This window comes from Paracoccus haeundaensis (assembly GCF_006239215.1).
Classification (GTDB): domain Bacteria; phylum Pseudomonadota; class Alphaproteobacteria; order Rhodobacterales; family Rhodobacteraceae; genus Paracoccus; species Paracoccus marcusii.
On the sequence record NZ_VDDC01000027.1, the window covers coordinates 25,260 to 48,447 of the forward strand.

At 66.8% G+C, this 23,188-nt stretch carries 20 protein-coding genes and 1 tRNA gene; 11 read left to right on the plus strand and 10 right to left on the minus strand.

Features of this window, described 5'->3' with window-relative positions; genetic code table 11:
• Positions 1-36: 36 nt before the first annotated feature.
• Together FHD67_RS14465 and rocF are read left to right on the plus strand one after the other, a co-directional pair.
• Positions 37-2,076: a TonB-dependent receptor domain-containing protein gene (locus tag FHD67_RS14465; protein ID WP_218062319.1), complete on the plus strand. Its 2,040-nt coding sequence runs from the start codon at positions 37-39 to the stop codon at positions 2,074-2,076.
• Positions 2,077-2,150: 74 nt separating this feature from the next.
• Positions 2,151-3,074: an arginase gene (rocF, locus tag FHD67_RS14470; protein WP_139599107.1), complete on the plus strand. Its 924-nt coding sequence runs from the start codon at positions 2,151-2,153 to the stop codon at positions 3,072-3,074.
• Positions 3,075-3,126: 52 nt separating this feature from the next.
• Here rocF and FHD67_RS14475 read toward each other — a convergent pair whose 3' ends face one another.
• Positions 3,127-5,151, minus strand: a complete 2,025-nt coding sequence (locus tag FHD67_RS14475; protein ID WP_139599108.1) for a catalase — start codon at positions 5,149-5,151, stop codon at positions 3,127-3,129.
• Between the two features lie 374 nt (positions 5,152-5,525).
• On the opposite strand from FHD67_RS14475, the gene FHD67_RS20500 reads away from it, so the two are divergent.
• Positions 5,526-5,597, plus strand: a tRNA-Leu gene (locus FHD67_RS20500).
• Positions 5,598-5,646: 49 nt separating this feature from the next.
• Here FHD67_RS20500 and FHD67_RS14480 read toward each other — a convergent pair.
• The gene (locus FHD67_RS14480) at positions 5,647-6,198 is read right to left on the minus strand and encodes a LabA-like NYN domain-containing protein (protein ID WP_042245486.1); all 552 of its coding nucleotides are present in this window, start codon (positions 6,196-6,198) and stop codon (positions 5,647-5,649) included.
• A gap of 108 nt (positions 6,199-6,306) precedes the next feature.
• Between FHD67_RS14480 and folK the strand changes: the two genes are divergently transcribed.
• The 4 genes from folK to FHD67_RS14500 all read left to right on the plus strand — a co-directional run bounded on the left by folK (position 6,307) and on the right by FHD67_RS14500 (position 10,169).
• Positions 6,307-6,897 (plus strand): 2-amino-4-hydroxy-6-hydroxymethyldihydropteridine diphosphokinase, encoded by a 591-nt coding sequence (gene folK, locus FHD67_RS14485; protein ID WP_139599109.1) that lies wholly within the window; start codon positions 6,307-6,309, stop codon positions 6,895-6,897.
• Positions 6,898-6,967: 70 nt separating this feature from the next.
• A complete protein-coding gene (gene rpoZ, locus FHD67_RS14490; RefSeq protein ID WP_042245492.1) occupies positions 6,968-7,324 on the plus strand; it encodes a DNA-directed RNA polymerase subunit omega in 357 nt (118 codons plus the stop codon).
• A gap of 33 nt (positions 7,325-7,357) precedes the next feature.
• A complete protein-coding gene (locus tag FHD67_RS14495; protein ID WP_045982739.1) occupies positions 7,358-9,472 on the plus strand; it encodes a RelA/SpoT family protein in 2,115 nt (704 codons plus the stop codon).
• 37 nt (positions 9,473-9,509) lie between these two features.
• On the plus strand, positions 9,510-10,169 hold the full coding sequence (locus FHD67_RS14500; protein ID WP_139599110.1) for a DUF2062 domain-containing protein: 660 nt from the start codon (positions 9,510-9,512) through the stop codon (positions 10,167-10,169).
• Here FHD67_RS14500 and FHD67_RS14505 read toward each other — a convergent pair.
• The 7 genes from FHD67_RS14505 to FHD67_RS14535 all read right to left on the minus strand — a co-directional run bounded on the left by FHD67_RS14505 (position 10,163) and on the right by FHD67_RS14535 (position 18,431).
• The gene (locus FHD67_RS14505) at positions 10,163-11,071 is read right to left on the minus strand and encodes a 2-hydroxyacid dehydrogenase (RefSeq protein ID WP_139599111.1); all 909 of its coding nucleotides are present in this window, start codon (positions 11,069-11,071) and stop codon (positions 10,163-10,165) included. The two genes, FHD67_RS14500 and FHD67_RS14505, sit on opposite strands and share 7 nt — an antisense overlap.
• On the minus strand, positions 11,068-12,207 hold the full coding sequence (rodA, locus tag FHD67_RS14510) for a rod shape-determining protein RodA (RefSeq protein ID WP_046000075.1): 1,140 nt from the start codon (positions 12,205-12,207) through the stop codon (positions 11,068-11,070). The genes FHD67_RS14505 and rodA overlap by 4 nt, the downstream gene beginning before the upstream one ends.
• Positions 12,208-12,211: 4 nt before the next feature.
• On the minus strand, positions 12,212-14,158 hold the full coding sequence (mrdA, locus tag FHD67_RS14515) for a penicillin-binding protein 2 (protein WP_139599112.1): 1,947 nt from the start codon (positions 14,156-14,158) through the stop codon (positions 12,212-12,214).
• 10 nt (positions 14,159-14,168) lie between these two features.
• On the minus strand, positions 14,169-14,690 hold the full coding sequence (locus FHD67_RS14520; protein WP_139599113.1) for a rod shape-determining protein MreD: 522 nt from the start codon (positions 14,688-14,690) through the stop codon (positions 14,169-14,171).
• Entirely contained in the window at positions 14,687-15,625 is a 939-nt protein-coding gene (gene mreC / locus FHD67_RS14525) for a rod shape-determining protein MreC (protein WP_139599114.1), read from the minus strand. The genes FHD67_RS14520 and mreC overlap by 4 nt, the downstream gene beginning before the upstream one ends.
• A 23-nt stretch (positions 15,626-15,648) precedes the next feature.
• The gene (locus FHD67_RS14530) at positions 15,649-16,683 is read right to left on the minus strand and encodes a rod shape-determining protein (RefSeq protein ID WP_045982734.1); all 1,035 of its coding nucleotides are present in this window, start codon (positions 16,681-16,683) and stop codon (positions 15,649-15,651) included.
• A gap of 185 nt (positions 16,684-16,868) precedes the next feature.
• Positions 16,869-18,431, minus strand: coding sequence for a 2-isopropylmalate synthase (locus FHD67_RS14535; RefSeq protein ID WP_046000072.1), 1,563 nt, complete (start codon positions 18,429-18,431; stop codon positions 16,869-16,871).
• Positions 18,432-18,786: 355 nt separating this feature from the next.
• Between FHD67_RS14535 and FHD67_RS14540 the strand changes: the two genes are divergently transcribed.
• The 4 genes from FHD67_RS14540 to FHD67_RS14555 all read left to right on the plus strand — a co-directional run bounded on the left by FHD67_RS14540 (position 18,787) and on the right by FHD67_RS14555 (position 22,439).
• Positions 18,787-19,221, plus strand: a complete 435-nt coding sequence (locus FHD67_RS14540; RefSeq protein WP_045982732.1) for a universal stress protein — start codon at positions 18,787-18,789, stop codon at positions 19,219-19,221.
• A gap of 26 nt (positions 19,222-19,247) precedes the next feature.
• Positions 19,248-20,780 carry an alanine/glycine:cation symporter family protein gene (locus FHD67_RS14545; RefSeq protein ID WP_139599115.1) on the plus strand — a complete coding sequence of 511 codons (1,533 nt, stop codon included), beginning with the start codon at positions 19,248-19,250 and terminating at the stop codon, positions 20,778-20,780.
• Between the two features lie 112 nt (positions 20,781-20,892).
• Entirely contained in the window at positions 20,893-22,185 is a 1,293-nt protein-coding gene (fucP, locus tag FHD67_RS14550; protein ID WP_139599116.1) for an L-fucose:H+ symporter permease, read from the plus strand.
• A gap of 71 nt (positions 22,186-22,256) precedes the next feature.
• Positions 22,257-22,439 carry a hypothetical protein gene (locus FHD67_RS14555; RefSeq protein WP_046000069.1) on the plus strand — a complete coding sequence of 61 codons (183 nt, stop codon included), beginning with the start codon at positions 22,257-22,259 and terminating at the stop codon, positions 22,437-22,439.
• Here the strand turns inward: FHD67_RS14555 and FHD67_RS14560 are convergent.
• The gene (locus FHD67_RS14560) at positions 22,436-23,140 is read right to left on the minus strand and encodes a CDP-alcohol phosphatidyltransferase family protein (protein ID WP_045982728.1); all 705 of its coding nucleotides are present in this window, start codon (positions 23,138-23,140) and stop codon (positions 22,436-22,438) included. The genes FHD67_RS14555 and FHD67_RS14560 overlap by 4 nt on opposite strands.
• Between the last annotated feature and the right edge of the window lie 48 nt (positions 23,141-23,188).

Genomic DNA, 23,188 nt, shown 5'->3' on the forward strand with positions numbered 1-23,188 from the left:
ACCCCAGGCAGCATGTCCCCTCCGACCCCGAGGCCCATGATGCCCAAGACCCTCTCCCTTCGCGCGACATTCCTGTCGCTGACCGCCCTGACCGCGCCGGCATTGGCCCAGGACACGGCCCCCATCCTGCTGGACGAGATCGTGATCACCGCGTCCGGGTTCGAACAGAACATCGCCGACGCCCCTGCCAGCATCTCGGTCATTTCCGGAGAGGAGCTGGCGCGGCGCAACATCACCAGCCTGTCGGACGCGCTGCGCGGGGTGCAGGGCGTGGCCACAACGGGCGTCGCCAACGAACAGGACATCACCATCCGCGGCCTGTCCGGCCAGTACACGCTGATCCTGGTCGACGGCAAACGTCAGGGCACGCGCGAATCGCGCACCAACGGCAGCGCCGGGATCGAGCAGAACTGGATTCCCCCCGTCGCCGCCATCGACCGGATCGAGATCGTTCGCGGGCCGATGTCGTCGCTGTACGGATCGGACGCGATGGGCGGCGTGGTCAACGTCATCACCAAGCCGGTCGCCGACCGCTGGACCGGGTCGGTCACGGCCGAGGCCACCCTGCCCCAGGACGGCGACGACGCATCCTCGCGCCAACTGTCCTTCTATGGCAGCGGGCCGGTCGTTGCGGACCGGCTGGGCCTGCAGGTCTGGGGACGCCGCCTCGACCGGTCGGAATCGCGGGTCGTCGACGGGCTGCGCGACCGCGAACTGACCGACCTGTCGGCGCGGCTCAGCTGGACGCCCGACCCCGATCACACCGTCCACCTGGAGGGCGGGCGCACCACAATCGAGGATCTGGGACGCGTCGGCCGCACCATCGCGCCCGTCGATTTCCGCGGCACGCCGCAGAACGACAGCCTGCAGGACAACACCCGCGACCGCGCCGCCCTGTCCTATGCCGGGCAGTGGGGCCATGTGGCGGCCGACCTGTCGGTCCTGCGCGAGGTGGGCCAGCGCAAGACCGCATCGGGCAATGGCGCGCTTGTCGCAGGCGACCGCGCGCCAGAGGTCACGAACACCGTCTATGACGCGAAATTCACCGCGCCGCTGGAATGGCAGGGCAGCCATACGCTGGTCTTTGGCGGGCAGGTGAACCGCACGGGGCTGCGCGACCAGAACCCCGGCCTGGGCGACGGGCGGACCTATTCCTTTGCGACCTCGCAGCGCGCGGTGTTCCTGGAGGACGAATGGCGCCTGCGCGACGATCTTGCCCTGACCCTTGGGGCGCGGCTGAACGATCATGCCGAATACGGCAGCAACCTGACCCCGCGCGCCTATGCGGTGTGGAACGCGACGCAGGGCCTGACCTTCAAGGGGGGCGTGTCGACGGGGTTCCGCGCGCCGGATCTGCGCTCCGTCGTGCCGGGCTATTTCTACACCACCGAACGAGGCGCAGGCGCGATCGTCTCGAACCCCGGCCTGCAGCCCGAGGAAAGCACCAGCTATGAGCTGGCGGCGCTTTACGATGCGCCGACGTGGCAGGTGGGTGCGACGCTGTTCCGCACCAATTTCGACGACAAGATCGAAAGCGCCCGCACCGACGATCAGGTCGTGATCGGCGGCACCAGCTTCAACCGATGGGAATGGTACAATGTCGGGCGCGCCCGCCTGCAGGGGGTCGAGCTGACCGCGGACTGGGACGCCACCCCCGACCTGACGCTGCGCGCCAGCTACAGCTTCACCGACAGCGAACAGCGGACCGGCGATTTCGCGGGCCTGCCGCTGGACCGTACGCCGCGCCATCAGGCCAGCGTGACCGCCGATTGGGTCACCCCCATCGCGGGCCTGGGGGCCTGGGGGTCGGTGATCTATCACGGCCGGGAAACCGCCGCAGGTGCCCGCATCGGCACCAACGGCCGACCGGTGGCCTTCGACGCGGACGGGACAGCCATCGCCTATGAATACGGGTCCTACCTGACGGTGGACCTGGGGGCGGATTATCAGCTGACCGACCGGGTCAGCCTGAACGGCGCGATCTACAACCTTCTGGACCGCGACGTCACCATGGCCGCCAACAACACCGAGGGCGAGGGCCGCCGCCTGTGGCTGGGCCTGACCTCGAACTTCTAGGGGGATGCGCCCGGCCGGTGGACTTTCCCTGGCCGGGCGTGTTCAAACGGGGCACCATCCAGCCGGAGAGCCCCATGACCCATTGCATCCTGATCGGAGCCCCCGTGGACGAGGGCCAGCGCCGCCCCGGCTGCCTGATGGGCCCCGCCGCCTATCGCACCGCGGGCCTGGCCGCGACCCTGGCGACCCTGGGCCACACGGTCGAGGATCGCGGCGACGTCACGCCGGACCCATTGGGCGACCACCGCTGCGCCAACCCCGCCGTCCATCACCTGCCTGAAACGATCGCCTGGACTGGCGCCCTGCGCCAGGCCACCCAGGACGCCCTGCCGCATGGCATGCCGATCATCATGGGGGGCGATCATTCGCTGGCCCTGGGCACCGTCGCGGGGGTCGCTGCGCATGCCGCCACGCAGGGCCGCGCGCAGTTCGTGATCTGGCTGGACGCGCACAGCGACTTTCACACCGTCGCCACTACCACGTCGGGGAACCTGCACGGCACGCCGATGGCCTATGCCAACGGGCTGGACGGTTTCGACCCCTTCCCGCCCTTTCCCGCCCCCATCCCGGGCGAAAACATCTGCATGTTCGGCATCCGCAGCGTGGACCCTGCCGAACTGGCCCTGATGCAGCCCACGGACATCACCGTGAACGACATGCGGGTGCTGGACGAACAGGGCATCGTGGCCCCGCTGCGGGCCTTTCTGGACCGCGTGCGCGCGGCCGACGGCCTGTTGCATGTCAGCCTGGACGTGGATTTCCTTGACCCCTCGATCGCGCCCGCGGTCGGGACCACGGTGCCCGGCGGCGCGACCTTCCGCGAGGCGCATCTGGTGATGGAGCTGCTGCACGAATCGGGGCTGGTCACATCGCTGGACCTGGTCGAGTTGAACCCGTTTCTGGACGAACGGGGCCGGACCGCAAAGTTGATGGTCGATCTGGTCGGCAGCCTGATGGGCCGCAAGGTCTTTGACCGCCCGACCCGCAGCTATGGGTAAGGGGCGGACCACCGGCCCGCCCCCTTTCATTCCGGTCCTGAACGGCTGAGGCCTACCAGACCTTGGTTTCGCGGTCATAGAACCGCTGCGCCGCCGCCTCGATGAACGCCGCCGGGTCCAGCTTGGTCACGCCCTTGTCGGGCTGCACCCCGGCAGCCGCCAGCAGCTTGGCGCTGGCATCGTCGGCGCCGATCGCCTTCAGATGCGCAAAGGCATCCGACACGAAGTCGACCGCGGGCTTGAACTTGGCCAGCTTGGCCGCGTCATCGGCGCCGATGACCAGCGCCACCGCGTCGAACAGGACCGACGGCGATCCCGCCAACTGCGCCTCGGCCTTGCCACGCTCTTTGGCGATCAGCATGACGGTGCCGCCCTGGGCCTCGACCGCGTCGCGCAGCGCATCGACCTTGGCTTGATCCCCGCCGTCGCCGATCAGGATGCCGACCTTGCGACCCTTCAGGCTGTGCTTGGCCTGCTTCATGATCGACAGCGCATCCGAAGGTGCCATGTCGATCGGTTCGCGCATGGGCGTCGCGGCGGCGGGCAGATCCTCGGCCAGACCTTCGGCCACGGTTTCGGCCAGATCCTCGTCGATGACCCGCAAATGACCCAGAACACGCTGGATCACGTGGCCAAGGCCGACCTTCGACAGTTCGAACGTGATCGCATCGGCGATGTGAGTCTGCTCGACCTCGGTCTGGCTGCGATAGAACAGCCGTGCCTGGCTGTAATGGTCACCGAACAGGTCCGCCCGCACGCGCAGCTTTTCGTCCGGCTGGTTGCCCAGGTCGGTCATGTCCTTGTAGGTCGCGAAGCCCTGGTCGGTGGCGCGGGGTCCCGGCTCCTCTCCGGCCTGATCCAGGCTGTTCGGCTCATAATTGGCGCGACCTTTGGGCACCGCCATCTGCATCATGCCGTCGCGCTGAAAGTTGTGCATCGGGCATTTCGGCGCATTGACCGGGATCTGGTGGAAGTTCGTGGTGCCAAGCCGCGACTTCTGGGTGTCCATATAGCTGAACAGCCGTCCCTGCAGCAGCGGGTCGTCGGAAAAGTCGATGCCGGGCACGACGTTCGTCGGCAGGAAGGCCACCTGCTCGGTTTCGGCAAAGAAGTTGTCGGGGTTCCGGTCCAGCACCATGCGGCCGACGATGCGGACGGGAATGTCCTCCTCGGGGATCAGCTTGGTCGCGTCCAGGACGTCATAGGGCTGCTTGGCGGCCCATTCCGCGTCAAAGGTCTGGATGCCCAGTTCCCATTCCGGGAAGTCGCCCGAATCGATGGCCTCCCACAGGTCCTGGCGGTGATAGTCCTGGTTCGCGCCGGCGGTCTTGACGGCCTCGTTCCAGACCTGGCTCTGCAGGCCCAGCTTGGGCTTCCAGTGGAACTTGACGAAGGTCGACTTGCCCTGGGCGTTGACCAGGCGGAACGTGTGGACGCCGAACCCCTCGATCATGCGCAGGCTGCGCGGGATCGCGCGGTCGGACATCGCCCACATGATCATGTGCATGGATTCCGGCATCAGCGACACGAAATCCCAGAAGGTGTCATGGGCGCTGGCGGCCTGCGGATAGCCCTTGTCGGCCTCCATCTTGACCGAATGGATCAGGTCGGGAAACTTGATCGCGTCCTGAATGAAGAACACCGGGATGTTGTTGCCGACTAGGTCCCAATTGCCTTCCTGGGTATAGAACTTGACCGCAAAGCCCCGCACGTCGCGCGGCGTGTCGACGCTGCCGGCGCCGCCGGCCACGGTCGAGAAGCGCACGAAGACCGGCGTCTTGCCCGGATTGGCCAGAACGCCCGCGCGGGTCAGTTCCGGGATGGGGTCGGTGCATTCGAAATAGCCGTGCGCGCCCGAACCGCGGGCGTGGACGATCCGCTCCGGAATGCGTTCATGGTCGAAATGGAAGATCTTTTCGCGAAGGACGAAATCCTCCAGGAGGGTGGGACCGCGGGCCCCGGCCTTCAGGCTGTTCTGGTTGTCGGAAATCGGGACCCCGTGATTGGTGGTCAGGGCCTCGCCGCCGGTCTGGTGGGTCTCTCCACCGTTGCCGCGTGTCTCGCTGATGCTGGACATGACGTCCTCCTGTGCTGGCGCGTTGCCTATCCAACCAAGGCCGATAAAAACGGTTCCTGATTCGGGGGGCTATGTTTTGTTCACCCGCTTGCCCTGCGCCGCGCAGCCTGCGATACGCAGGAGTGATGATGATGCGGACGTGGCGAAATCGGTAGACGCAGCAGACTTTGACAATTGGAGTGCCCGGTCGGGAAACCGCCGGTGCAGAACCGCTCAAATTCGGGGAAAGCTGTGGGGCCCCGGCCCCGTGCCAATCCCGAGCCAAGCCCCGGAGACGGGGAAGGTGTAGAGACTAGACGGGCGGCGCCTAACGTCCTTGCGGACCATGGCGAAGGGATAGTCCAGACCACGAACGGGGCATCGCACCCCCGGCGGCGAAAGTCGAAGTGGTACGAAAATCTGTTTTCCGAACGGAAGTGCGGGTTCAAGTCCCGCCGTCCGCACCATCATCGCGTCATGCGGCACCGGCGCCGTCAGGCCCCGGTGCACGCGGGCTCACGTCTCGACTTGGGCCGGCTCGCGCGGCGGGCGGCCAATGATGTCGCGCAGCGCGTCCAACTCGATGAAGTTGTCGGCCTGGCGCCGCAGGTCGTCGGCGATCATCGGTGGCTGGCTGCGGATCGTGGACACGACCGACACCCGGACCCCCTGACGCTGAAGCGATTCGACCAGCGGCCGGAAATCGCCGTCGCCGGAGAACAGGACCGCGTGATCCATCCGCGGGGCCAGTTCCATCGCATCGACGGTCAGTTCGATGTCCATGTTGCCCTTGACCTTGCGGCGGCCCAGGGCGTCGGTGTATTCGCGCGCCGGCTTGGTCACGACGCAGAAACCGTTGTAATGCAGCCAGTCCACCAGCGGACGGATCGGGGAATATTCCTCGCCCTCGATCAGAGCGGTATAGTAATAGGCACGCATCAGCTTGCCGCGGCGATCGAATTCCTGGCGCAGCAGCTTGTAGTCGATATCAAAGCCCAGTGCCTTCGCGGCAGCATAAAGATTGGCCCCGTCTATGAAGATTGCCAATCGGTCGTCTTTGTAAAACATGGATGTTGCCTTTGATGAACCCGGTCCTTCACGGCACAAGCGCGGGCCAGGGTGAGGGACCTGAGATGCGCGGGCCCATGCCATGGACCTGTAAGGAAAGAGGAAAGCGTGGTTAACCTGTCTTTTGGTATCGTTGCTTTTGGGGCCAACCTTCCCCTGTCGGATCAGGACCCCGTAACGACCCTGTGCACGACGATGGGCATTCTGCACAGCGCCCCGGGCATTTCAATCACCGCGATCAGTCGCATCTGGCGGACTCCCGCCATGCCTGCGGGATCGGGGCCCGATTTTGCCAATGCGGTGGCGCTGATCGCCACGTCCCTGAACGCGCCGCAGGTCCTCGAGACGCTGCACGCGATCGAGGCAGAGCATGGCCGCGACCGCAGCACCGGCCGGTGGTCCGCACGCGTCCTGGACCTGGACCTGATCGCGCTGGACGACCGGATCGAACCCGATGCGGGTCATCTGCGGGACTGGATGGACCTGTCACCCGACCGCCAGGGGGTGCAGACGCCCGACCGGCTGATCCTGCCCCATCCGCGGATGCAGGACCGCGCGTTCGTCCTGGCCCCCCTGGCCGAGATCGCGCCGGACTGGCGTCATCCGCTGACCGGGCTCAGCGTCGCGGCGATGCTGGAGGCGCTTGGACCCCGCGCGCTGGACGGAATGACGCCGGTCGAATCCCCAGGTTTTCCTTGACAATCGGCGCTGTGGCGACCATCAGTCCGGTTCGCCCCGAATGTCCGATTCGCAACTGCACAGGTGATCCATGGCCCGCGTAACGGTCGAAGACTGCGTCGACAAGGTTCCCAACCGCTTTGATCTGGTGATGCTCGCCTCGCATCGCGCCCGAGAGATCGCGGCTGGCAGTGCCCCCACCGTCGATCGCGACAACGACAAGAACCCGGTGGTCGCCCTGCGCGAAATCGCCGAAGAGACCCAGCCCGTCGACGATCTGCGCGAGCGGATGATCGAATCGACCCAGACCCAGATTGAGGTCGACGAGCCCGAGGAGGACGCCATGGCCCTGCTGCTGGGCGCCGAGGTCGATCGCCCCAAGCCGTCCGACGAGGAATCCGAGGAACGGATGCTGCGCATGATGCTGGAAGCCAACCAGCGCGCCTGACACGGTCACACTGCAGAGGTCTTCGACACCATCATGATCGACGTCGAAGACCTGCTGGCCCTTGTCCGCAATTACAATCCGCGCAGCAACTGCACCCTGATCCGCGATGCCTATGAATACGGCATGCGCATGCACGAGGGCCAGTTCCGCCATTCCGGCGAGCCGTATTTTACCCATCCCATCGCCGTCGCCGCCATCCTGACCGAGATGCGGCTGGACGACGCGACCATCGTGACCGCGCTGCTGCACGACACGATCGAGGACACTCGATCGACCAAGGACGAAGTCGTCGGCATGTTCGGCGCGGAAATCGCCGAACTGGTCGACGGGGTCACCAAGCTGACCAACCTGGAACTGTCCAGCACCCAGTCCAAACAGGCCGAGAACTTTCGCAAGCTGTTCATGGCGATGTCCCGCGACATGCGGGTGATCCTGGTCAAGCTGGCCGACCGGCTACACAACATGCGCACCATCCGGTCCATGCGCCCCGACAAGCAGGTCAAGAAGGCGCGCGAGACGATGGACATCTATGCCCCCCTGGCGGGCCGGATGGGCATGCAGTGGATGCGCGAGGAGCTGGAGGACCTGGCCTTCAAGGTCATCAACCCCGAGGCGCGCAGTTCGATCATCCGCCGCTTTGTCAGCCTGCAGCGCGACAGCGGCGACATCATCGGCCAGATCACAGCCGACATCCGCACCGAGATGGAGAAGGAGGGCATCGAGGCCGACGTGTTCGGCCGCGCCAAGAAGCCCTTCAGCGTCTGGCGCAAGATGCAGGAAAAGCAGCTGGCCTTTTCGCGCCTGTCCGACATCTACGGCTTTCGGATCATCACGCGGACCGAGATGGACTGCTATCGCGCGCTTGGCGTGATTCACCATCGCTGGCGCGCGGTTCCGGGGCGGTTCAAGGATTACATCAGCCAGCCGAAATCGAACGGCTACCGCTCGATCCATACGACGGTATCGGGTCGCGACGGCAAGCGGGTCGAGGTTCAGATCCGCACCCGCCAGATGCACGAGGTCGCCGAGGCCGGCGTCGCGGCGCACTGGGCCTATCGCGACGGCGTGCGCACCCGGAACCCCTTTGCGGTCGATCCGGCCGAATGGATCGCCCAGCTGACCGACCGGTTCGACACCGAGGACCACAACGAGTTCCTGGAACACGTCAAGATGGAGATGTACCAGGACCAGGTGTTCTGCTTCACCCCCAAGGGCGACGTGATGCAGCTGCCGCGGGGCGCGACGCCGATCGATTTCGCCTATGCGATCCATACACGGTTGGGCAATTCCTGCGTGGGCGCCAAGATCGACGGCATCCGCGTGCCCCTGTGGACGCGGCTGAAGAACGGCCAGTCGGTCGACATCATCTCTGCCTCGGGGCAGCGGCCGCAGGCGACCTGGCTGGACATCGTGGTCACCGGCCGCGCCAAGGCCGCGATCCGGCGGTCCTTGCGCGAGGAGGACCGCGACCGCTTCATGCGCCTGGGGCGAGAGCTGGTCCGCGTCAGCTTCGAGCATGTGGGCCGCAAGGTCACCGACAAGGCGCTGCGGACGGCGGCCAAGCAGATGGGCCTGCCCTCGGCCGAGGATCTGCTGGCCCGCATCGGCAGCGCCGAGAACTCCGCCAAGGAGGTCCTGGGCGTCCTCTATCCGGAACTGGCCGACCACCAGGACGAAATCGACGGCAAGCGCCCCTTCGCGGGGCTGGAGGCCGACGCGAACTTCAAGCGCGCGCCCTGCTGCGCCCCCCTGCCCGGCGAGCGGATCGTGGGCATCACCTATCGCGGCGCCGGCGTGGTCATCCACGCCATCGACTGTCCCGTGCTGGCCGAGTTCGAGGACAGCCCCGACCGGTGGGTCGACCTGCAATGGCGCGAGGGGCGTCACCCCGCCGCCTATTCGACCGTGCTCAATTTGACGATCCGCCACGACGCCGGCGTGCTGGGACGCATCTGCACCTTGATCGGGGCGCAGGGGGCGAATATCTCGAACCTGGAGTTCATCGCCCGCAAGCCCGACTTCTACCGCATCGAGGTCGAGGTCGAGCTGCGCGACCATGAACATCTGCACAACCTGCTGACCGCCCTCGAGGCGGAAAGTGATGTCGCGCAGGTCTCGCGCGTGCGGGACCCGGCGCTGAAACCCTGAGGCAGGCGCCCCCTGCCCGTCACGGATCGGGTTCGCCTTGTTCAAACGCCGCAAACCGCGCAGCTACGGCCAACTGGCCAGCCAGATGATCTATCCGCCGGGCGGCTGGCGGCGGGCCAGCGCCTACGTGGCCCACAGGCTGCGCCGCCTGCCCGACCAGCCGCATCGCATTGCGCGCGGGGTGGCGGCGGGGATCATGGTGAATTTCACGCCGCTGTTCGGGTTCCACTTCCTGTCAGCGGCGGCGGTGGCCTGGATCATCCGCGGCAATGTGCTGGCCGCGCTGTTGGCGACCTTCGTGGGCAATCCGGTGACCCTGCCCTTCATCGCGCTGATGTCGGTCAAGCTGGGCCGCGAGATCCTGGGCCAGGAGGGCGAGCTGACGCCCCAGTTCATCTTCCACGAATTCTCGAAGGCCACCGGAGAGCTGTGGCACAACCTCAGCGCCCTGTTCGGCCCGTCCGAGATGCACTGGTACAACCTCAGCGACTTTCTGGCGCAGGTGTTCTGGCCCTACATGGTCGGCGGCGTCATCCTGGGGTCCGTCGCGGGGGTCATCACGCATTACCTGACCGTGCCGATCTTCATCGCCTATCAGCGCCGCCGCGAGAAGAAGATGGCAGAGCGCATCGCCCGCGCCTCGGCCCGCGCGGCACAGCTGAAGGCGGATCGGGCCAGGGGCGGTCCGGGTCAGTAACCGCGGTCGCGGTCCACCAGATGCAGCAGCGGCCGCCCCACCATCGCGCGACGCAGGTTTTGGGCGACGACGGGGGCGGCGGTCGCGGGGCGGGTCTCGGCGGCGATATGGGGCGTGACGGTGACTGCGGGATGGGCCCAGAACGGGTGATCCCCTGGCAGCGGTTCGGTGCGGAACACGTCCAGCACCGCGTGCCCCGGCCGCCCCCGGTCCAGCCCCCGCAACAGCGCCTCGTCATCGATCAGCGTGCCGCGTCCCGGATTGATCAGCCAGGCGCCGTCAGGCAGGCGCGACAGGCGGTCCGCATCCAGCAGTCCGCGGGTGGCGGGCGTGTCGGGCAGCAGGCAGACCAGGATCTGCGCGCGGGCCAGGGCCTGGTCCAGCTGCGCGATGGGCAGCACCGAAACCCCCGGCACCGCCCGCCCCGAGGCGCTGACCCCGGTGACCGGAAAGCCTAGGGCGGTCAGCATAGCGGCGGCGGCCTGTCCCAGTTCGCCCATGCCCAGGACGGTCACCGGGCGTTCGGCAGCCAGCGGCGGGATCTGCCCATTGCGCCAGATGCCGTCCTGGGCATAGCGGTCCATGCCCAGATGGGCGCGCATGGCCCATCCGGCGCAATATTCCGCCATCCCCTGGCGCAATCCAGGATCGACCATCCGCGCCAAGGGCTGGGTCAGCGTGGCGTTGCCCACGATGCGTTCGACCCCGGCCCACAGGCTCTGCACCAGCCGGACATTGGCGTAGGGCGCGAAATCGGTGATGTCGCCGCCCGGGGCATAGATGATCGCATCGAACGTGGCCGGATCGCCGTCGCGGTCCAGATGCATCTCGGGGCAGGCCGCGCGCAGGGCCGGTGCCCATTCGGACCACGCATCGTCGCGGGCAGAGAACCGGACCCTCATCGGGGCCTGTGGACATGGGCGGATTGCACCAGACCAAATCCCAGCATCAGGATCATCAGCGACGTCCCCCCATAGCTGACCAGCGGCAGCGGCGACCCCTTGGCGGGCAGCAGGCCCATCACCGTCGCCATGTTGATCGAAAAGTACAGAAAGAAGGTCGCGCTGATGCCGATGGTGATCAGACTGGCAAAGCGGTCGCGGTTGCTGAGTGCGGAATACAGGCAGAAGCCCAGGATCAGCATGTACAGCACCAAAAGCGAGGACGCGCCGATAAAGCCGAACTCCTCGGACAGGACGGTGAAGATGAAGTCGGTGTGCTTTTCGGGCAGGAAGTTCAGCCGCGACTGCGTGCCCTGCATGAAGCCGCGCCCCGACAACCCGCCCGAACCAAGCGCGATCTGGCTCTGGATGATGTTGTAGCCAGCCCCCAACGGATCGGAGGTCGGGTCCAGGAAGGTGTCGATCCGGCGGAACTGATAGTCACGAAGCAGCTGCCAGTCTGTTCCGCGGCTGCGCATGACGGCCACGACCAGGCCCACCGCGGCTCCGATCACCGCCCCGAAATACCACAGCGACACACCCGCCGCGAACATCACGATCCCGCCCCCCGCGATCAGCATGATCGACGTGCCAAGATCCGGCTGCATCAGGACCAGCGCGGTCGGCGCCAGGATCAGCACCACCGGCACGATCACCCACAAGGGACGCGACACGCGGTTCAACGGCAGCCAGTCGTAGTAGGCCGCGAGCAGCAGGACCAGCGCGATCTTCATCAGTTCGGACGGCTGGATTCGGATCGGGCCGATGTCGATCCATCGCTGCGCGCCCATGCCGATGACCCCGAACAGGTCGACCGCGACCAGCATCAGGAAGCACGTCACATAGGCCGCGACAGAGATGCCGCGCCAGAACCACATGGGCACGAAGGCCAGCCCCAGCATGATCACCATGCCCACGGCAAACCGGATCATCTGCGGTTCCGCCCAGGTGTCCATGCGGCCGCCCGCGACCGAATACAGCATCAGGAACCCGATGCAGCACACGGCGGTGATCAGCAGGACCAGCGGCCAGTTGATGTACAGGACCTTGCGGAACCCCGTCGGAACCTGCGCCACCTGATAGTCGAGATAGGACATCGCCTTACGCCCTGCTGCGGCCGGGGCGCGGGGCCTCGGGCTGGTAAAGGTGCATGGCGTTGTGACGCTCCTCCAGCGCGGCCCGCTGATCCGAGGGCACGGCGTCCAGGGGCGGCAGCCCGCCGTTCAGGGCGAACAGCAGGATGTCGCGCGCAATGGGCGCGGCCACGGCCGATCCGCCGCCGCCATGTTCGACCACCACCGAGATCGCGTATTTCGGCGCGTCATAGGGGGCATAGGCCACGAACAGCGCATGGTCGCGCCGCGCCCAGGGCAGCTGATCGTTCGAGATGACGCCACGGGCGCGTTCGGCGGCGGTGATATTGCGGACCTGGCTGGTGCCGGTCTTGCCGGCCATGCGCCATTCCTCGCGGGTGATGCGGGCGCCGCGGGCGGTGCCGCGGGCGCTGTTCATCACCGCGTCCATGCCAAGCCGCGCGACGCGCAGCGATTCCGGGCTGATGTCCAGCGGCGGGTATTCGGGCGGCGCCTGCCGCACGCCGTCGACGGACCGGATCAACTGAGGCCGAACCTCGCGGCCCGACGCGATGCGGGCGGTCATCACCGCCAGCTGCAGCGGCGACGCCAGCACGAAGCCCTGCCCGATCGAGGCGTTCAGGCTGTCGCCGATCTGCCAGGCCTGGCCGTGGCGGGCCATCTTCCATTCGCGGTCGGGGGCGATCCCTTCGGCCACCGCCGACATGGGCAGGTCGTGGCGCTGGCCCAGGCCAAGCTTGCGCGCCATGATCGCGATCCGGTCGATGCCCACCCGCTGCGCCAGTTCGTAGTAGTAGACGTCGCAGCTTTCCTCGAGGCTCTTGATCGCATCGACGGTGCCATGCCCGCCGCGCCGCCAGCAGTGGAACCGCCGGCCGCCCAGTTCGGTGTGGCCCGGACAATAGAACCGGGTGCCCGCGTCGATCACCCCGGCCTCCAGCCCGGCCATCAGCGTGACCATCTTGAAGGTCGATCCGGGCGGATAGACGCCCTGCACCGTCTTGTCGGCCAGGGGGCGGTGGTCGTGATCCATCAGCGCGCGGTATTCGAGGCTGCTGATGCCGCGCACGAACTTGTTGGGATCGAAGCTGGGCGACGAACAGATCGTCAGCAGCTCTCCGGTCTGGCAGTCGGTGATGACGGCGGCGGCGCTTTCGGTGCCCATCCGCTGCGCGGCATAGTTCTGCAAGGCGGCATCCAGCGTCAGCTGCAGCGTGGCCCCCTGTTCGCCCTGCTGGCGCGACAGCTGGCGCATCTCGCGGCCCTGGGCGTTGACCTCGACGCGGCGGGCGCCCGCCTTCCCGCGCAGGATCTCCTCCATGCGGCCCTCGACCCCGATCTTTCCCAGCTGAAAGTCCGGCAGCAGCAGGACCGGGTCCGGGTCCTCGATCCGCGACAGGTCGTAATCGCTGACGGGGCCGACATAGCCCATGACATGCGCGAAATCGCCCGCCCGCGGATAGGCGCGCGACAGCGCCGATTCGGGCGTGACGCCGGGCAGCGACGGGGCGTTGACCGCGATGGCGCTGAACTGCTCCCAGGTCAGGCGGTCGGCCAGCACGATGGGGGTGATGGCGCTGCGGCGGGAAAACTCGTCCATCAGCTCGGCCATGCGGGCGTCGGTCATGGGCACCAGCCGCGACAGGCGGCGCAGCACGGCCTGAACGTCGCCGCCCGCCTCCTCGCGCGTCAGGGTGACGCGATAGTTCTGTTCGTTCCCCGCGATGATGATCCCGTTGCGGTCCAGGATCAGCCCGCGCGACGGCGGCAGCAGCCGGATCTTGATCGAGTTGCCGTCCGCCAGCGTGCGGTATTCCTCGGCATGGTCCAGCTGCATCGACCGCATCTTCAGCGCAAGCGTGGTGACGGTGGCCACCTGGATGCCGGCCAGCATCAGCCCGCGCCGGGTGATCTGGCGGGAGCTGTCCAGGATCTCGCGTTGGGACTTCTTCATGTCCTTGTCCTCATGTCGGATCACCGCGGCCAAGGCGGCGCAGCCCGATCAGCCAGCGTGCCCCGAAGACGACCAGCGGATAGGCCGCCACCGTCGCCAGGAACTGCAGGATCACCTGCCCCAGGGCCGGCACCTGCAGCACGAACACGACCTGCACCAGGCGATAGCCCAGCATCATCAGCCCGATCAGCACGCCCACGCGAAACCATTCAACCATGAATGGCTGATCGCGCCAACGGGGCTCTCGCAGACGTGCGGCCTCGGACCCCAGCAGCACGATCGCGGTCCACAGGCCCAGGGGGCGCATCAGCAGCACGTCCTCGACCAGGATGGCCAGCACGATGACCGGCGCGGCCAGTTGGTCGGGGCGGCGCAGCACCCAGGCCAGGATAAGCGCCAGCGCCAGGTCGGGGCCGGGCCAGCCCATGATGCCCGCCGACAGGGGCAGCAGCCGCACGAACAGCAGCGCCCAGACCGAGGCCAGAAACACCAGCGTTCCCACGACGAAGCTGCGGCTGGGCAGCTGGATCATGGCGTGGAACCCGGGTCCAGCGGATCGCTGGCCGCCGCCGCGTCGACCGGAGAGACCGGCAGCTGCGGCCCGATCAGCCCGCTGTCCTGGCCCAGGATGATGGCGGCGCTGTCGACCACCGCCTCGGCCGGATGCGACCGCAGGACGCGCAGGAACTCCAGGCGTTCGTAATCGGCCGCCATGCGAAGGCGCAGCCGCCCGTCGCTGCCCTGCGCGACCTGGCCCACCAGCACCCCGGCGGGAAAGACGCCCCCGTCGCCCGAGGTCACGACCCGGTCCCCGGGACGGACGTTGTCGGCCTGCTCGACGAATTCCAGCAGCGGCAGCGGCGTGTTGTCGCCCGTCAACAGCGCCCGTTCGCCGGTCGGCTGGACCGTCACCGGCAACCGCGACGACGGGTCCGTCAACAGCACGACGCGGCTGGTCCGGTTCCCGACGCCGGAAATGCGCCCGACCAGCCCCAGCCCGTCCATCGTGGCCCATCCCTCGATGATGCCGTCCTGGGCGCCGACGTTCAGCAGCACCGACTGGCGGAAGGCCGAACCGCTGTCGACCATCACCACGCCCGTGACGCTTGTCAGGGCCGGGTCGATGCGGACGTTGTTCTGCGCCATCAGCTTGGAGTTCTCCTGCTCCAGCTGGACGGCGGCCTCGCGCCAGGCGGACATGCGCTGCAATTCGCGGCGCAGTTCCTGGTTCTGCTCATAGATGCGCGCATAGCTTTGAAAGCCCGCGACCATCTGGGTGACCTTGGTCACCGGGGCCACGGCCCATTCGAACCGCGGCACGATGCGGTCGATCATCGCCGTGCGCATCATCTCGGCCCGCGGGCTGTCGATGCGCCAGAACAGGAACACCGCCAGCAGCGCAAGCGCCAGCACCGCGATCAGGACGCGGCGCACGGGTGTGGCGAAATCGGTGCTCTTCTGCGCCATTCAGGCGCTCCCTGCCTGCGCGATCAGCTGTCGTAGTCGATGACGTGACGCAGCTGCTTTTCGAACTCCAGCGCCTTGCCGGTGCCCAGGGCCACGCAGCTCATCGGCTGGTCGGCCAGGCTGATCGACAGACCGGTCTGCTCGCGCAGCGCCAGGTCCAGCTCGCCCAGCATGGCGCCGCCGCCGGTCAGCATCACGCCTCGATCGACGATGTCGGCGGCCAGATCCGGCGGCGTCGCCTCCAGCGCGACCATCACGGCCTCGCAGATGGCCTGGACGGGCTCGGACAGCGCCTCGGCGACCATGGCCTGGCTGATCTCGATCTCCTTGGGGATGCCGTTCAGCAGGTCGCGGCCGCGCACCATCAGGGTCGCGCCGCGCCCGTCATCGGGCATGCGGGCGGTGCCGATGCTGGTCTTGATGCGTTCGGCGGTCGATTCCCCGATCAGCATGTTCTGGTTGCGGCGCAGATAGTTGATGATCGCCTCGTCCATACGGTCGCCGCCGATGCGCACCGAGCGCGCATAGACCACGTCGCCCAGGGACAGGACCGCGACCTCGGTCGTGCCGCCGCCGATGTCCACGACCATGCTGCCGGTGGGTTCGGTGATGGGCATGCCCGCGCCGATGGCCGCCGCGATCGGTTCGGCGATCAGGCCCGCCTTGCGCGCGCCTGCGGACAGGACCGACTGACGGATGGCGCGTTTCTCGACCGGGGTCGCGCCGTGCGGGACACAGACGATGATCTTGGGCTTGGAGAAGGTCGTGCGCTTGAACACCTTCTTGATGAAATGCTTGATCATCTGCTCGGCGCTGTCGAAATCGGCGATGACGCCCTCGCGCATCGGGCGGATGGCCTCGATCGAGCCGGGGGTGCGGCCCAGCATCAGCTTGGCGTCCTCTCCGACCGCCAGGACGACGCGCTTGCCGTCCTTGACGTGATAGGCCACGACCGAGGGCTCGTTCAGGATGATGCCCTTGCCCTTAACATAGATCAGCGTGTTCGCCGTCCCCAGGTCGATTGCGATGTCGGTCGAAAACAAACCGCCGAATGCCATGCCCGTATCCTTTTCCCGCCGGTTGGCCCGGCCTGCCCTGTTTTGATGGTGCGTGATCGCCCTGACGGACGTGGCCCCGTATAGAGCCGTGCGCCGCACCGGAAAAGCCCCGATGCGCGCATTGGGCCGACAGCGGCATTTCTCGCCGGGGTGGTGCCGGGGGGACACGATGCCCCCCGCGCGCCTTAGTGCGAATACATGCTGATCTGTTTGGCGTCAGTGTCGCGACCGGTCATCGCGCGGCGCAGGATCAGCCGGTTCAGCGCCCCCACATAGGCCTTGACCGAGGCCAGGATCGTGTCCGTATCGGCGGCCTGGCCGGTGACGATGCGGCCCTCCTCCTCCATGCGGACGCTGACGGTGGCCTGCGCATCGGTGCCCTCGGTCACGGCATGGACCTGGTACAGCTGCAGCCGCGCGTCGTGCGGAAAGATTTCCCGCACCGCATTGAAGCACGCATCGACCGGCCCGTCGCCGGTCGTCTCGGCCCGCTTCTCGACCCCGTCCACGATCATGGTCAGGGCGGCGGACTGGCCGTCGCTGCCGCAGACGACGCGCAGGTGCTTGACCTGCAAGTGATCCTCCGCCGTGTTGGCGGCGGCGTCCAGGACCAGGGCCACGATGTCGTCGTCATAGACCTCCTTCTTGCGGTCGGCCAAGGCCTTGAACCGCACGAAGATGTCCTTCAGCTGGTTGTCCCCGACCTCGTATCCCAGATCGGCCAGCTTGGCGCGCAGCGCGGCGCGGCCCGAATGCTTGCCCATGGCGATGTTGTTCTCGGTCAGGCCGATATCGGCGGGGCGCATGATCTCGAAGGTCTCGACGTTCTTCAGCACGCCGTCCTGATGGATGCCGGATTCGTGCAGGAAGGCGTTCTTGCCGACGATGGCCTTGTTGAACTGCACCGGAAAGCCCGACACGGCCGCCACGCGACGCGAGATGCCCATGATCTTGGTCGTGTCGATGCCCGTGCGGAACGGCATGATGTCGTTGCGGACCCGCATCGCCATCACCACCTCCTCCAGCGCGGTGTTGCCGGCGCGTTCGCCAAGACCGTTGATCGTGCATTCGATCTGGCGGGCACCGGCCTCTACCGCGGCCAGGGCGTTGGCGGTCGCCATGCCCAGGTCATTGTGGCAATGCGTGGCAAAGATGATCTGGTCCGCGCCGGGCACGCGTTCCAGCAGCATGGCGATCAGGGCGGCGCTTTCGCGCGGCGCGGTATAGCCCACCGTGTCAGGGATGTTGATCGTGGTGGCGCCGGCCTTGATGGCGATCTCCACCACCCGGCACAGGTAATCATGCTCGGTCCGGGTGGCGTCCATGGGCGACCATTGCACGTTGTCGCACAGGTTGCGCGCATGGGTCACCGTCTGGTGGATGCGGTCCGCCATCTGGTCCATGTCCAGGTTCGGGATCGCCCGGTGCAGCGGCGAGGTGCCGATGAAGGTGTGGATCCTCGGCTGGCGGGCATGCTTCACGGCCTCCCAGCAGCGGTCGATATCGGGCAGCTGGGCGCGGGCCAAGCCGCAGATCACGCTGTTCCTGGACTGTTTCGCGATCTCGGACACGGCGGCGAAATCGCCTTCCGAGGCGATGGGAAAGCCCGCCTCGATCACGTCCACGCCCATCTCGTCCAGCATGGCGGCGATTTCCATCTTTTCGGCATGGGACATGGTGGCGCCGGGCGACTGTTCGCCGTCGCGCAGCGTGGTGTCAAAGATCACGACGCGGTTCTGTTCGGTCATTGGCTTGGTCCTTCTTACGTGGTCCTGTGGGGTTTCCCGGGCGCTGACCTGTCTGAGCGGCGGCCCGGAAGACCCGCTCAGCGCAGCGTAAGAAGCAGCAGACCGCGAAGCTGCACGGCCAGACGCGCGCCGTGGGGCGCGGTGCGGGCGGTGGCGATGTGGCGCATCCGGGTCATGGCCGCGAATATGCCCCCCCGCGCGCACCTTGAAAACCCCTGATCGACACCGCCCGTCCGCAAGGCAGTTCCGACCTTTGCCATTGTAGCGACACATTTATGTCTGGCCCCGCCCGGCAAGCCTGCCTATCCTTTGATCACGACAACGAAAAACGACAACCAACAGATGAGGGCAACGAATGTCACGCAAGATCGTCGTCGGTTTCGACGGCAGCGATGCCTCGATCCGCGCCTTGGACTTTGCCATCTCGCGCGCGCAGGCGCAGGGCGACCACATCCTCATCGCGCATGTTCTGGAATGGTCGCCCTACAGCTTCCTGACGCCAAGCGAGGTCGAGGAACGACACCGCCGCCGCAAGGAGGAGCTGCAGCGCGCCGAAGCCGCCATCCTGACCCCCATGGTCAAGCGGGTCGAGGACGCGGGCATCCCCTGCGCGACCACGCTGCGATACGGCCACATCGCCGAAACGCTGTGCCGCATCGCCAAGGATGAGGGCGCGGCGATGATCTTCATCGGCCGGATGGGCGATTCGGGCTTTGCCTCGCGCATCTTCGGATCGGTCGCGGCGACGCTGGCGCAGGTCGCGCCGGTGCCCGTGGTCATCGTGCCGTGACCGGCCAACCAACAGGGACAAGAGCAATGAGAACACGCATCACAGCCGCGGCCCTCGCGGCACTGGCCGCAGGCCCCGCCGCGGCCCAGGGCATCGACGAAACCGTGAACCAGGTCTTTGCCAATTCCACGGGCTGGTTCGTCAGCCTGATCTTCTCCAACTTTCCCGGCACCAGCTTTCCCTGGATCGTGGGATGGCTGGTCATCGCGGCCACGACCTTCACCCTCTATTTCGGGGTGATCCAGCTGCGCGCCTTCGGCCATGCCATCGCCCTGGTCCGGGGCGACTATTCCGACCCGAACGACGCCGGAGAGGTCAGCCACTTCCAGGCGCTGACCACCGCCCTGTCGGGCACCGTGGGCCTGGGCAACATCGCGGGCGTCGCGGTGGCCGTCAGCATCGGCGGGCCGGGCGCCACGTTCTGGATGATCCTGGCGGGCCTGCTGGGCATGGCGTCCAAGTTCACCGAATGCACGCTTGGCGTCAAATACCGCAACGAATACGCGGACGGCACCGTGTCGGGCGGCCCGATGTACTACATGGTCAAGGGGTTCGCCGAACGCGGCCTGCCGGGCGGGCGCATCCTGGCCGTGCTGTTCGCGATCTTCTGTATCCTGGGCAGCTTTGGCGGCGGGAACATGTTCCAGGCCAATCAGGCCCATGCCCAGCTGATCAACGTGGTGGGCGACTATCCCGGCTGGATCACTGGCGTGGTGATGGCGATCATCGTGTTCCTGGTCATCGTCGGCGGCCTGAAATCCATCGCCAGCGTGACCGAGAAGATCGTGCCCTTCATGGCCGCGCTCTACGTCGGGACGGCGCTGATCATCATCGCCATGAACTATGACATGATCGGCCAGGCGTTCTATCAGATCTTCGCGGGCGCCTTCACCAATGACGGCGTCGTGGGCGGGGCCATCGGTGCCCTGATCCAGGGCTTCCGCCGGGCCGCCTTCTCGAACGAGGCCGGCATCGGTTCCGCCGCGATCGCCCACAGCGCCGTGCGTACCAAGGAGCCGGTGACCGAGGGCTTCGTGTCGCTGCTGGAGCCGTTCATCGACACCGTCGTCATCTGTACCATGACCGCGCTGGTGATCATCATCACCGGGCAGCTGATCGCCGACCCCACGACCGGGATGTTCGTCCTGAACGAGGCGGGCGACCAGATCCGCACCGTGACCGGCAACACGGGCGTTGCCCTGACGTCGGATGCCTTCAGCAGCGCGTTCGGCTGGTTCCGCTATGTGCTGGTGCTGGCGGTGGTGCTGTTCGCCTTCTCGACCATGATCTCGTGGAGCTATTACGGGCTGAAGGCCTGGACCTTCCTCTTCGGAGAGGGCCAGACCAAGGAGCTGATCTTCAAGATCATCTTCTGCCTGTTCGTGGTCATCGGCGCCTCGGCCAGCCTGGGCCCGGTCATCGACTTCTCTGACGCGATGATCTTTGCGATGGCGATCCCCAACATCATCGCGCTGTACCTGCTGATGCCCGTCGTCAAGGCCGAGATGAACCGCTATCTGGGCCGCCTGAAATCCGGCGACATCCGCAAGTACGAATAACGCCCGCGACAGCGACGCGACCAGGGGGCGGGGAACCGCCCCCCTTTTCATTCGCGGTGGTCCGCGCGGACGATCTGTGCCAAACGGCGCCGGTCCGCGCAGGAGAACCCCGATGCCAAAGCCCCCCTTCGTCCATCCCGGAATGCGGTTGCCCTTCGCGCTGCTGGTGACCTGCTTCGCGGCCTGGGGGATCGCGGCGAACATGACCGACCCGCTGGTCCAGGTCTTTTCGCGCATCTTCTCGATGTCGACGCTGCAGGCGTCCTTCGTCCAGTTCGCTTATTACGGGGCCTATTTCCTGCTGGCCCTGCCCGCGGCCTTCATCAACCGGCGCTTCTCCTACAAGACCGGCATCCTGACGGGCCTGGGCTGCGCGGTGGCGGGCGCCTTCCTGTTCTATCCGGCGGCGCAGGCCATGACCTTCGGGTACTTTCTGGCCGCGCTATTCCTGCTTGCGGGGGGGCTGTCGATCCTAGAGACCTCGGCCAACCCCTTCGTCATCGCGATGGGCCCCGAGGGCAATGCCACGCGCCGCCTGAACCTGGCCCAAGCCTTCAACCCGGTCGGCACGAACATCGGCGTGTTCCTGGCCGCGACGCTGATCCTGCCGCGTCTAAACCCGGCAACCGACGCCGAACGCGCCGCCATGCCCGCCGCGACGCTGGAGCAGATCCAGCGCGCCGAACTGTCCGCGGTCATGACGCCGTATGTCGGGCTGGCCTTCGTGCTGCTGGTCATCTGGATCGCCATCGCCTTCCTGCGCATCCCGACCGACCGCGAATCCATCGCCCCCGACGCCGCCCGCGTTCAGTTCGCACCGACGCTGCGGCGGCTGCTGTCGAACCGGCATTACGTGTTCGGCGTGCTGGCGCAGTTCTTCAACGTGGCTGCCCAGACCTGCGTCTGGACCTTCACCATCCAGTACGTGATCGCCGCCATCGGCGGAACCGAGGCACAGGCCGGATGGTACCTGCAGGCCAGCCTGATCGTGTTCCTGATCGCCCGTTTCGTGATGGTTGGCGTGATGGGCGTGATCCGCCCCGCGGCGCTGCTGACGGTGATGGCCGTGGCGGGGACGGGCCTGTGCCTGTTCGCGGCGACCGGGCCGGGGCTGGCGGGCGTCTGGGCGGTGGTCGCCGTATCGGCCTGCCTGTCGCTGATGTTTCCCACCATCTACGGCATCGCGCTGCACGGCCTGGGCGATGACACCAAGTTCGGTGCGGCGGGTCTGGTCATGGCAATCCTGGGCGGTGCGACCGTGCCGCTGATCCATGGCGCGGTCATGGATTCCCACGGCGCGGCGCTGTCCTATGTGGTGCCGGGACTGTGCTTCCTGGTCGTCGCGGCCTTCGGGCTGTTCGACCTGCGCTCGACCCGCCATGCGGATGCTGCAACGCAGCATTGACCAGCCAGGCGGTTGCCTGCCGGGCTGATAGCGCCAACATAGGGGTCAGGATCTGCGAAAGGACCACCCCCATGCTTGCCTATTACGGACTGTATCTTGACGACGCCGGCCGGGCGATGGCGCGCCGTGCGCCGCGTCCCACTGCCGGGCTGTTCCTGCTGCCCCATCAGATCGGCGCATTGAACGCCACGCGCCACGGCGGAACCCTGCGTGCGCTGCTGCGGCGGCTGACCGGACGGCTGCGCGCGGCCTAAGGGCGGCGGCGGCGACGTACCGGGATCATCTGCTGCGCGCCACCGGCCACCAGCAGCCAGGCCGAGGTCAGGACAAGACCCCAGTTCGCCCAGCTTTCCGGGTGGAAGTCGACCACCGCGGCCCAGCCCGCGAACAGCACCCAAGCCAGCGCCACCGGCAACGAGATCGCCTGCCAGCGCTTGGTCCGGACGGGGTGGATGAACTTGATGTTGGTGAACATCGCGGCGCTCAACGCCGTGACGATCAGCAGGATGATGGTCCAGTGCGGCTTGACCGCGAACAGGACCAGGATGACCATGTTCCAGCAGCCGGGAAAGCCCGCGAAGGAATTGTCCCGCGTCTTCATCCGCGTGTCCGCGAAATAGACGACGCTGGTGAACACGATCACGATGATCGCGAACCAGCCCGTCCAGCCCGACAGCAGCCCCGACTGGAACAGCGCAAAGGCCGGGATGAACACATAGGTCAGATAGTCGATGATCAGGTCCATCAGCACGCCGTCATAGGCGGGCCAGTTCTTCTTGACGTCGTAACGTCGCGCCAGCGGGCCGTCGATGCCGTCGACGACGAAGGCCACCACCAGCCACAGGAACATCAGCGCCCAGTCCGCCTGCACGGCGGCCAGCATGGCCAGCATGGCCAGAACGGCCCCGGTGGCGGTCAAAAGATGGACGGAAAGGGCTTTGTGACGCATCTGCATGCGGTTTAATCGCAGGTTGAACCCCCCAACGCAACCGCACTTGCCCGG

Coding starts and splice junctions, on each gene's coding strand:
- FHD67_RS14480 (WP_042245486.1), bottom strand. CDS start 6,198: ATGTTTTACAAAGACGACCGATTGGCAATCTTCATAGACGGGGCCAAT.
- FHD67_RS14475 (WP_139599108.1), bottom strand. CDS start 5,151: ATGTCCAGCATCAGCGAGACACGCGGCAACGGTGGAGAGACCCACCAG.
- rpoZ (WP_042245492.1), top strand. CDS start 6,968: ATGGCCCGCGTAACGGTCGAAGACTGCGTCGACAAGGTTCCCAACCGC.
- FHD67_RS14560 (WP_045982728.1), bottom strand. CDS start 23,140: ATGCAGATGCGTCACAAAGCCCTTTCCGTCCATCTTTTGACCGCCACC.
- FHD67_RS14520 (WP_139599113.1), bottom strand. CDS start 14,690: ATGATCCAGCTGCCCAGCCGCAGCTTCGTCGTGGGAACGCTGGTGTTT.
- fucP (WP_139599116.1), top strand. CDS start 20,893: ATGCCAAAGCCCCCCTTCGTCCATCCCGGAATGCGGTTGCCCTTCGCG.
- FHD67_RS14495 (WP_045982739.1), top strand. CDS start 7,358: ATGATCGACGTCGAAGACCTGCTGGCCCTTGTCCGCAATTACAATCCG.
- rodA (WP_046000075.1), bottom strand. CDS start 12,207: ATGTCCTATCTCGACTATCAGGTGGCGCAGGTTCCGACGGGGTTCCGC.
- mrdA (WP_139599112.1), bottom strand. CDS start 14,158: ATGAAGAAGTCCCAACGCGAGATCCTGGACAGCTCCCGCCAGATCACC.
- FHD67_RS14555 (WP_046000069.1), top strand. CDS start 22,257: ATGCTTGCCTATTACGGACTGTATCTTGACGACGCCGGCCGGGCGATG.
- FHD67_RS14530 (WP_045982734.1), bottom strand. CDS start 16,683: ATGGCATTCGGCGGTTTGTTTTCGACCGACATCGCAATCGACCTGGGG.
- FHD67_RS14505 (WP_139599111.1), bottom strand. CDS start 11,071: ATGAGGGTCCGGTTCTCTGCCCGCGACGATGCGTGGTCCGAATGGGCA.
- FHD67_RS14535 (WP_046000072.1), bottom strand. CDS start 18,431: ATGACCGAACAGAACCGCGTCGTGATCTTTGACACCACGCTGCGCGAC.
- FHD67_RS14545 (WP_139599115.1), top strand. CDS start 19,248: ATGAGAACACGCATCACAGCCGCGGCCCTCGCGGCACTGGCCGCAGGC.
- FHD67_RS14465 (WP_218062319.1), top strand. CDS start 37: ATGATGCCCAAGACCCTCTCCCTTCGCGCGACATTCCTGTCGCTGACC.
- FHD67_RS14540 (WP_045982732.1), top strand. CDS start 18,787: ATGTCACGCAAGATCGTCGTCGGTTTCGACGGCAGCGATGCCTCGATC.
- mreC (WP_139599114.1), bottom strand. CDS start 15,625: ATGGCGCAGAAGAGCACCGATTTCGCCACACCCGTGCGCCGCGTCCTG.
- rocF (WP_139599107.1), top strand. CDS start 2,151: ATGACCCATTGCATCCTGATCGGAGCCCCCGTGGACGAGGGCCAGCGC.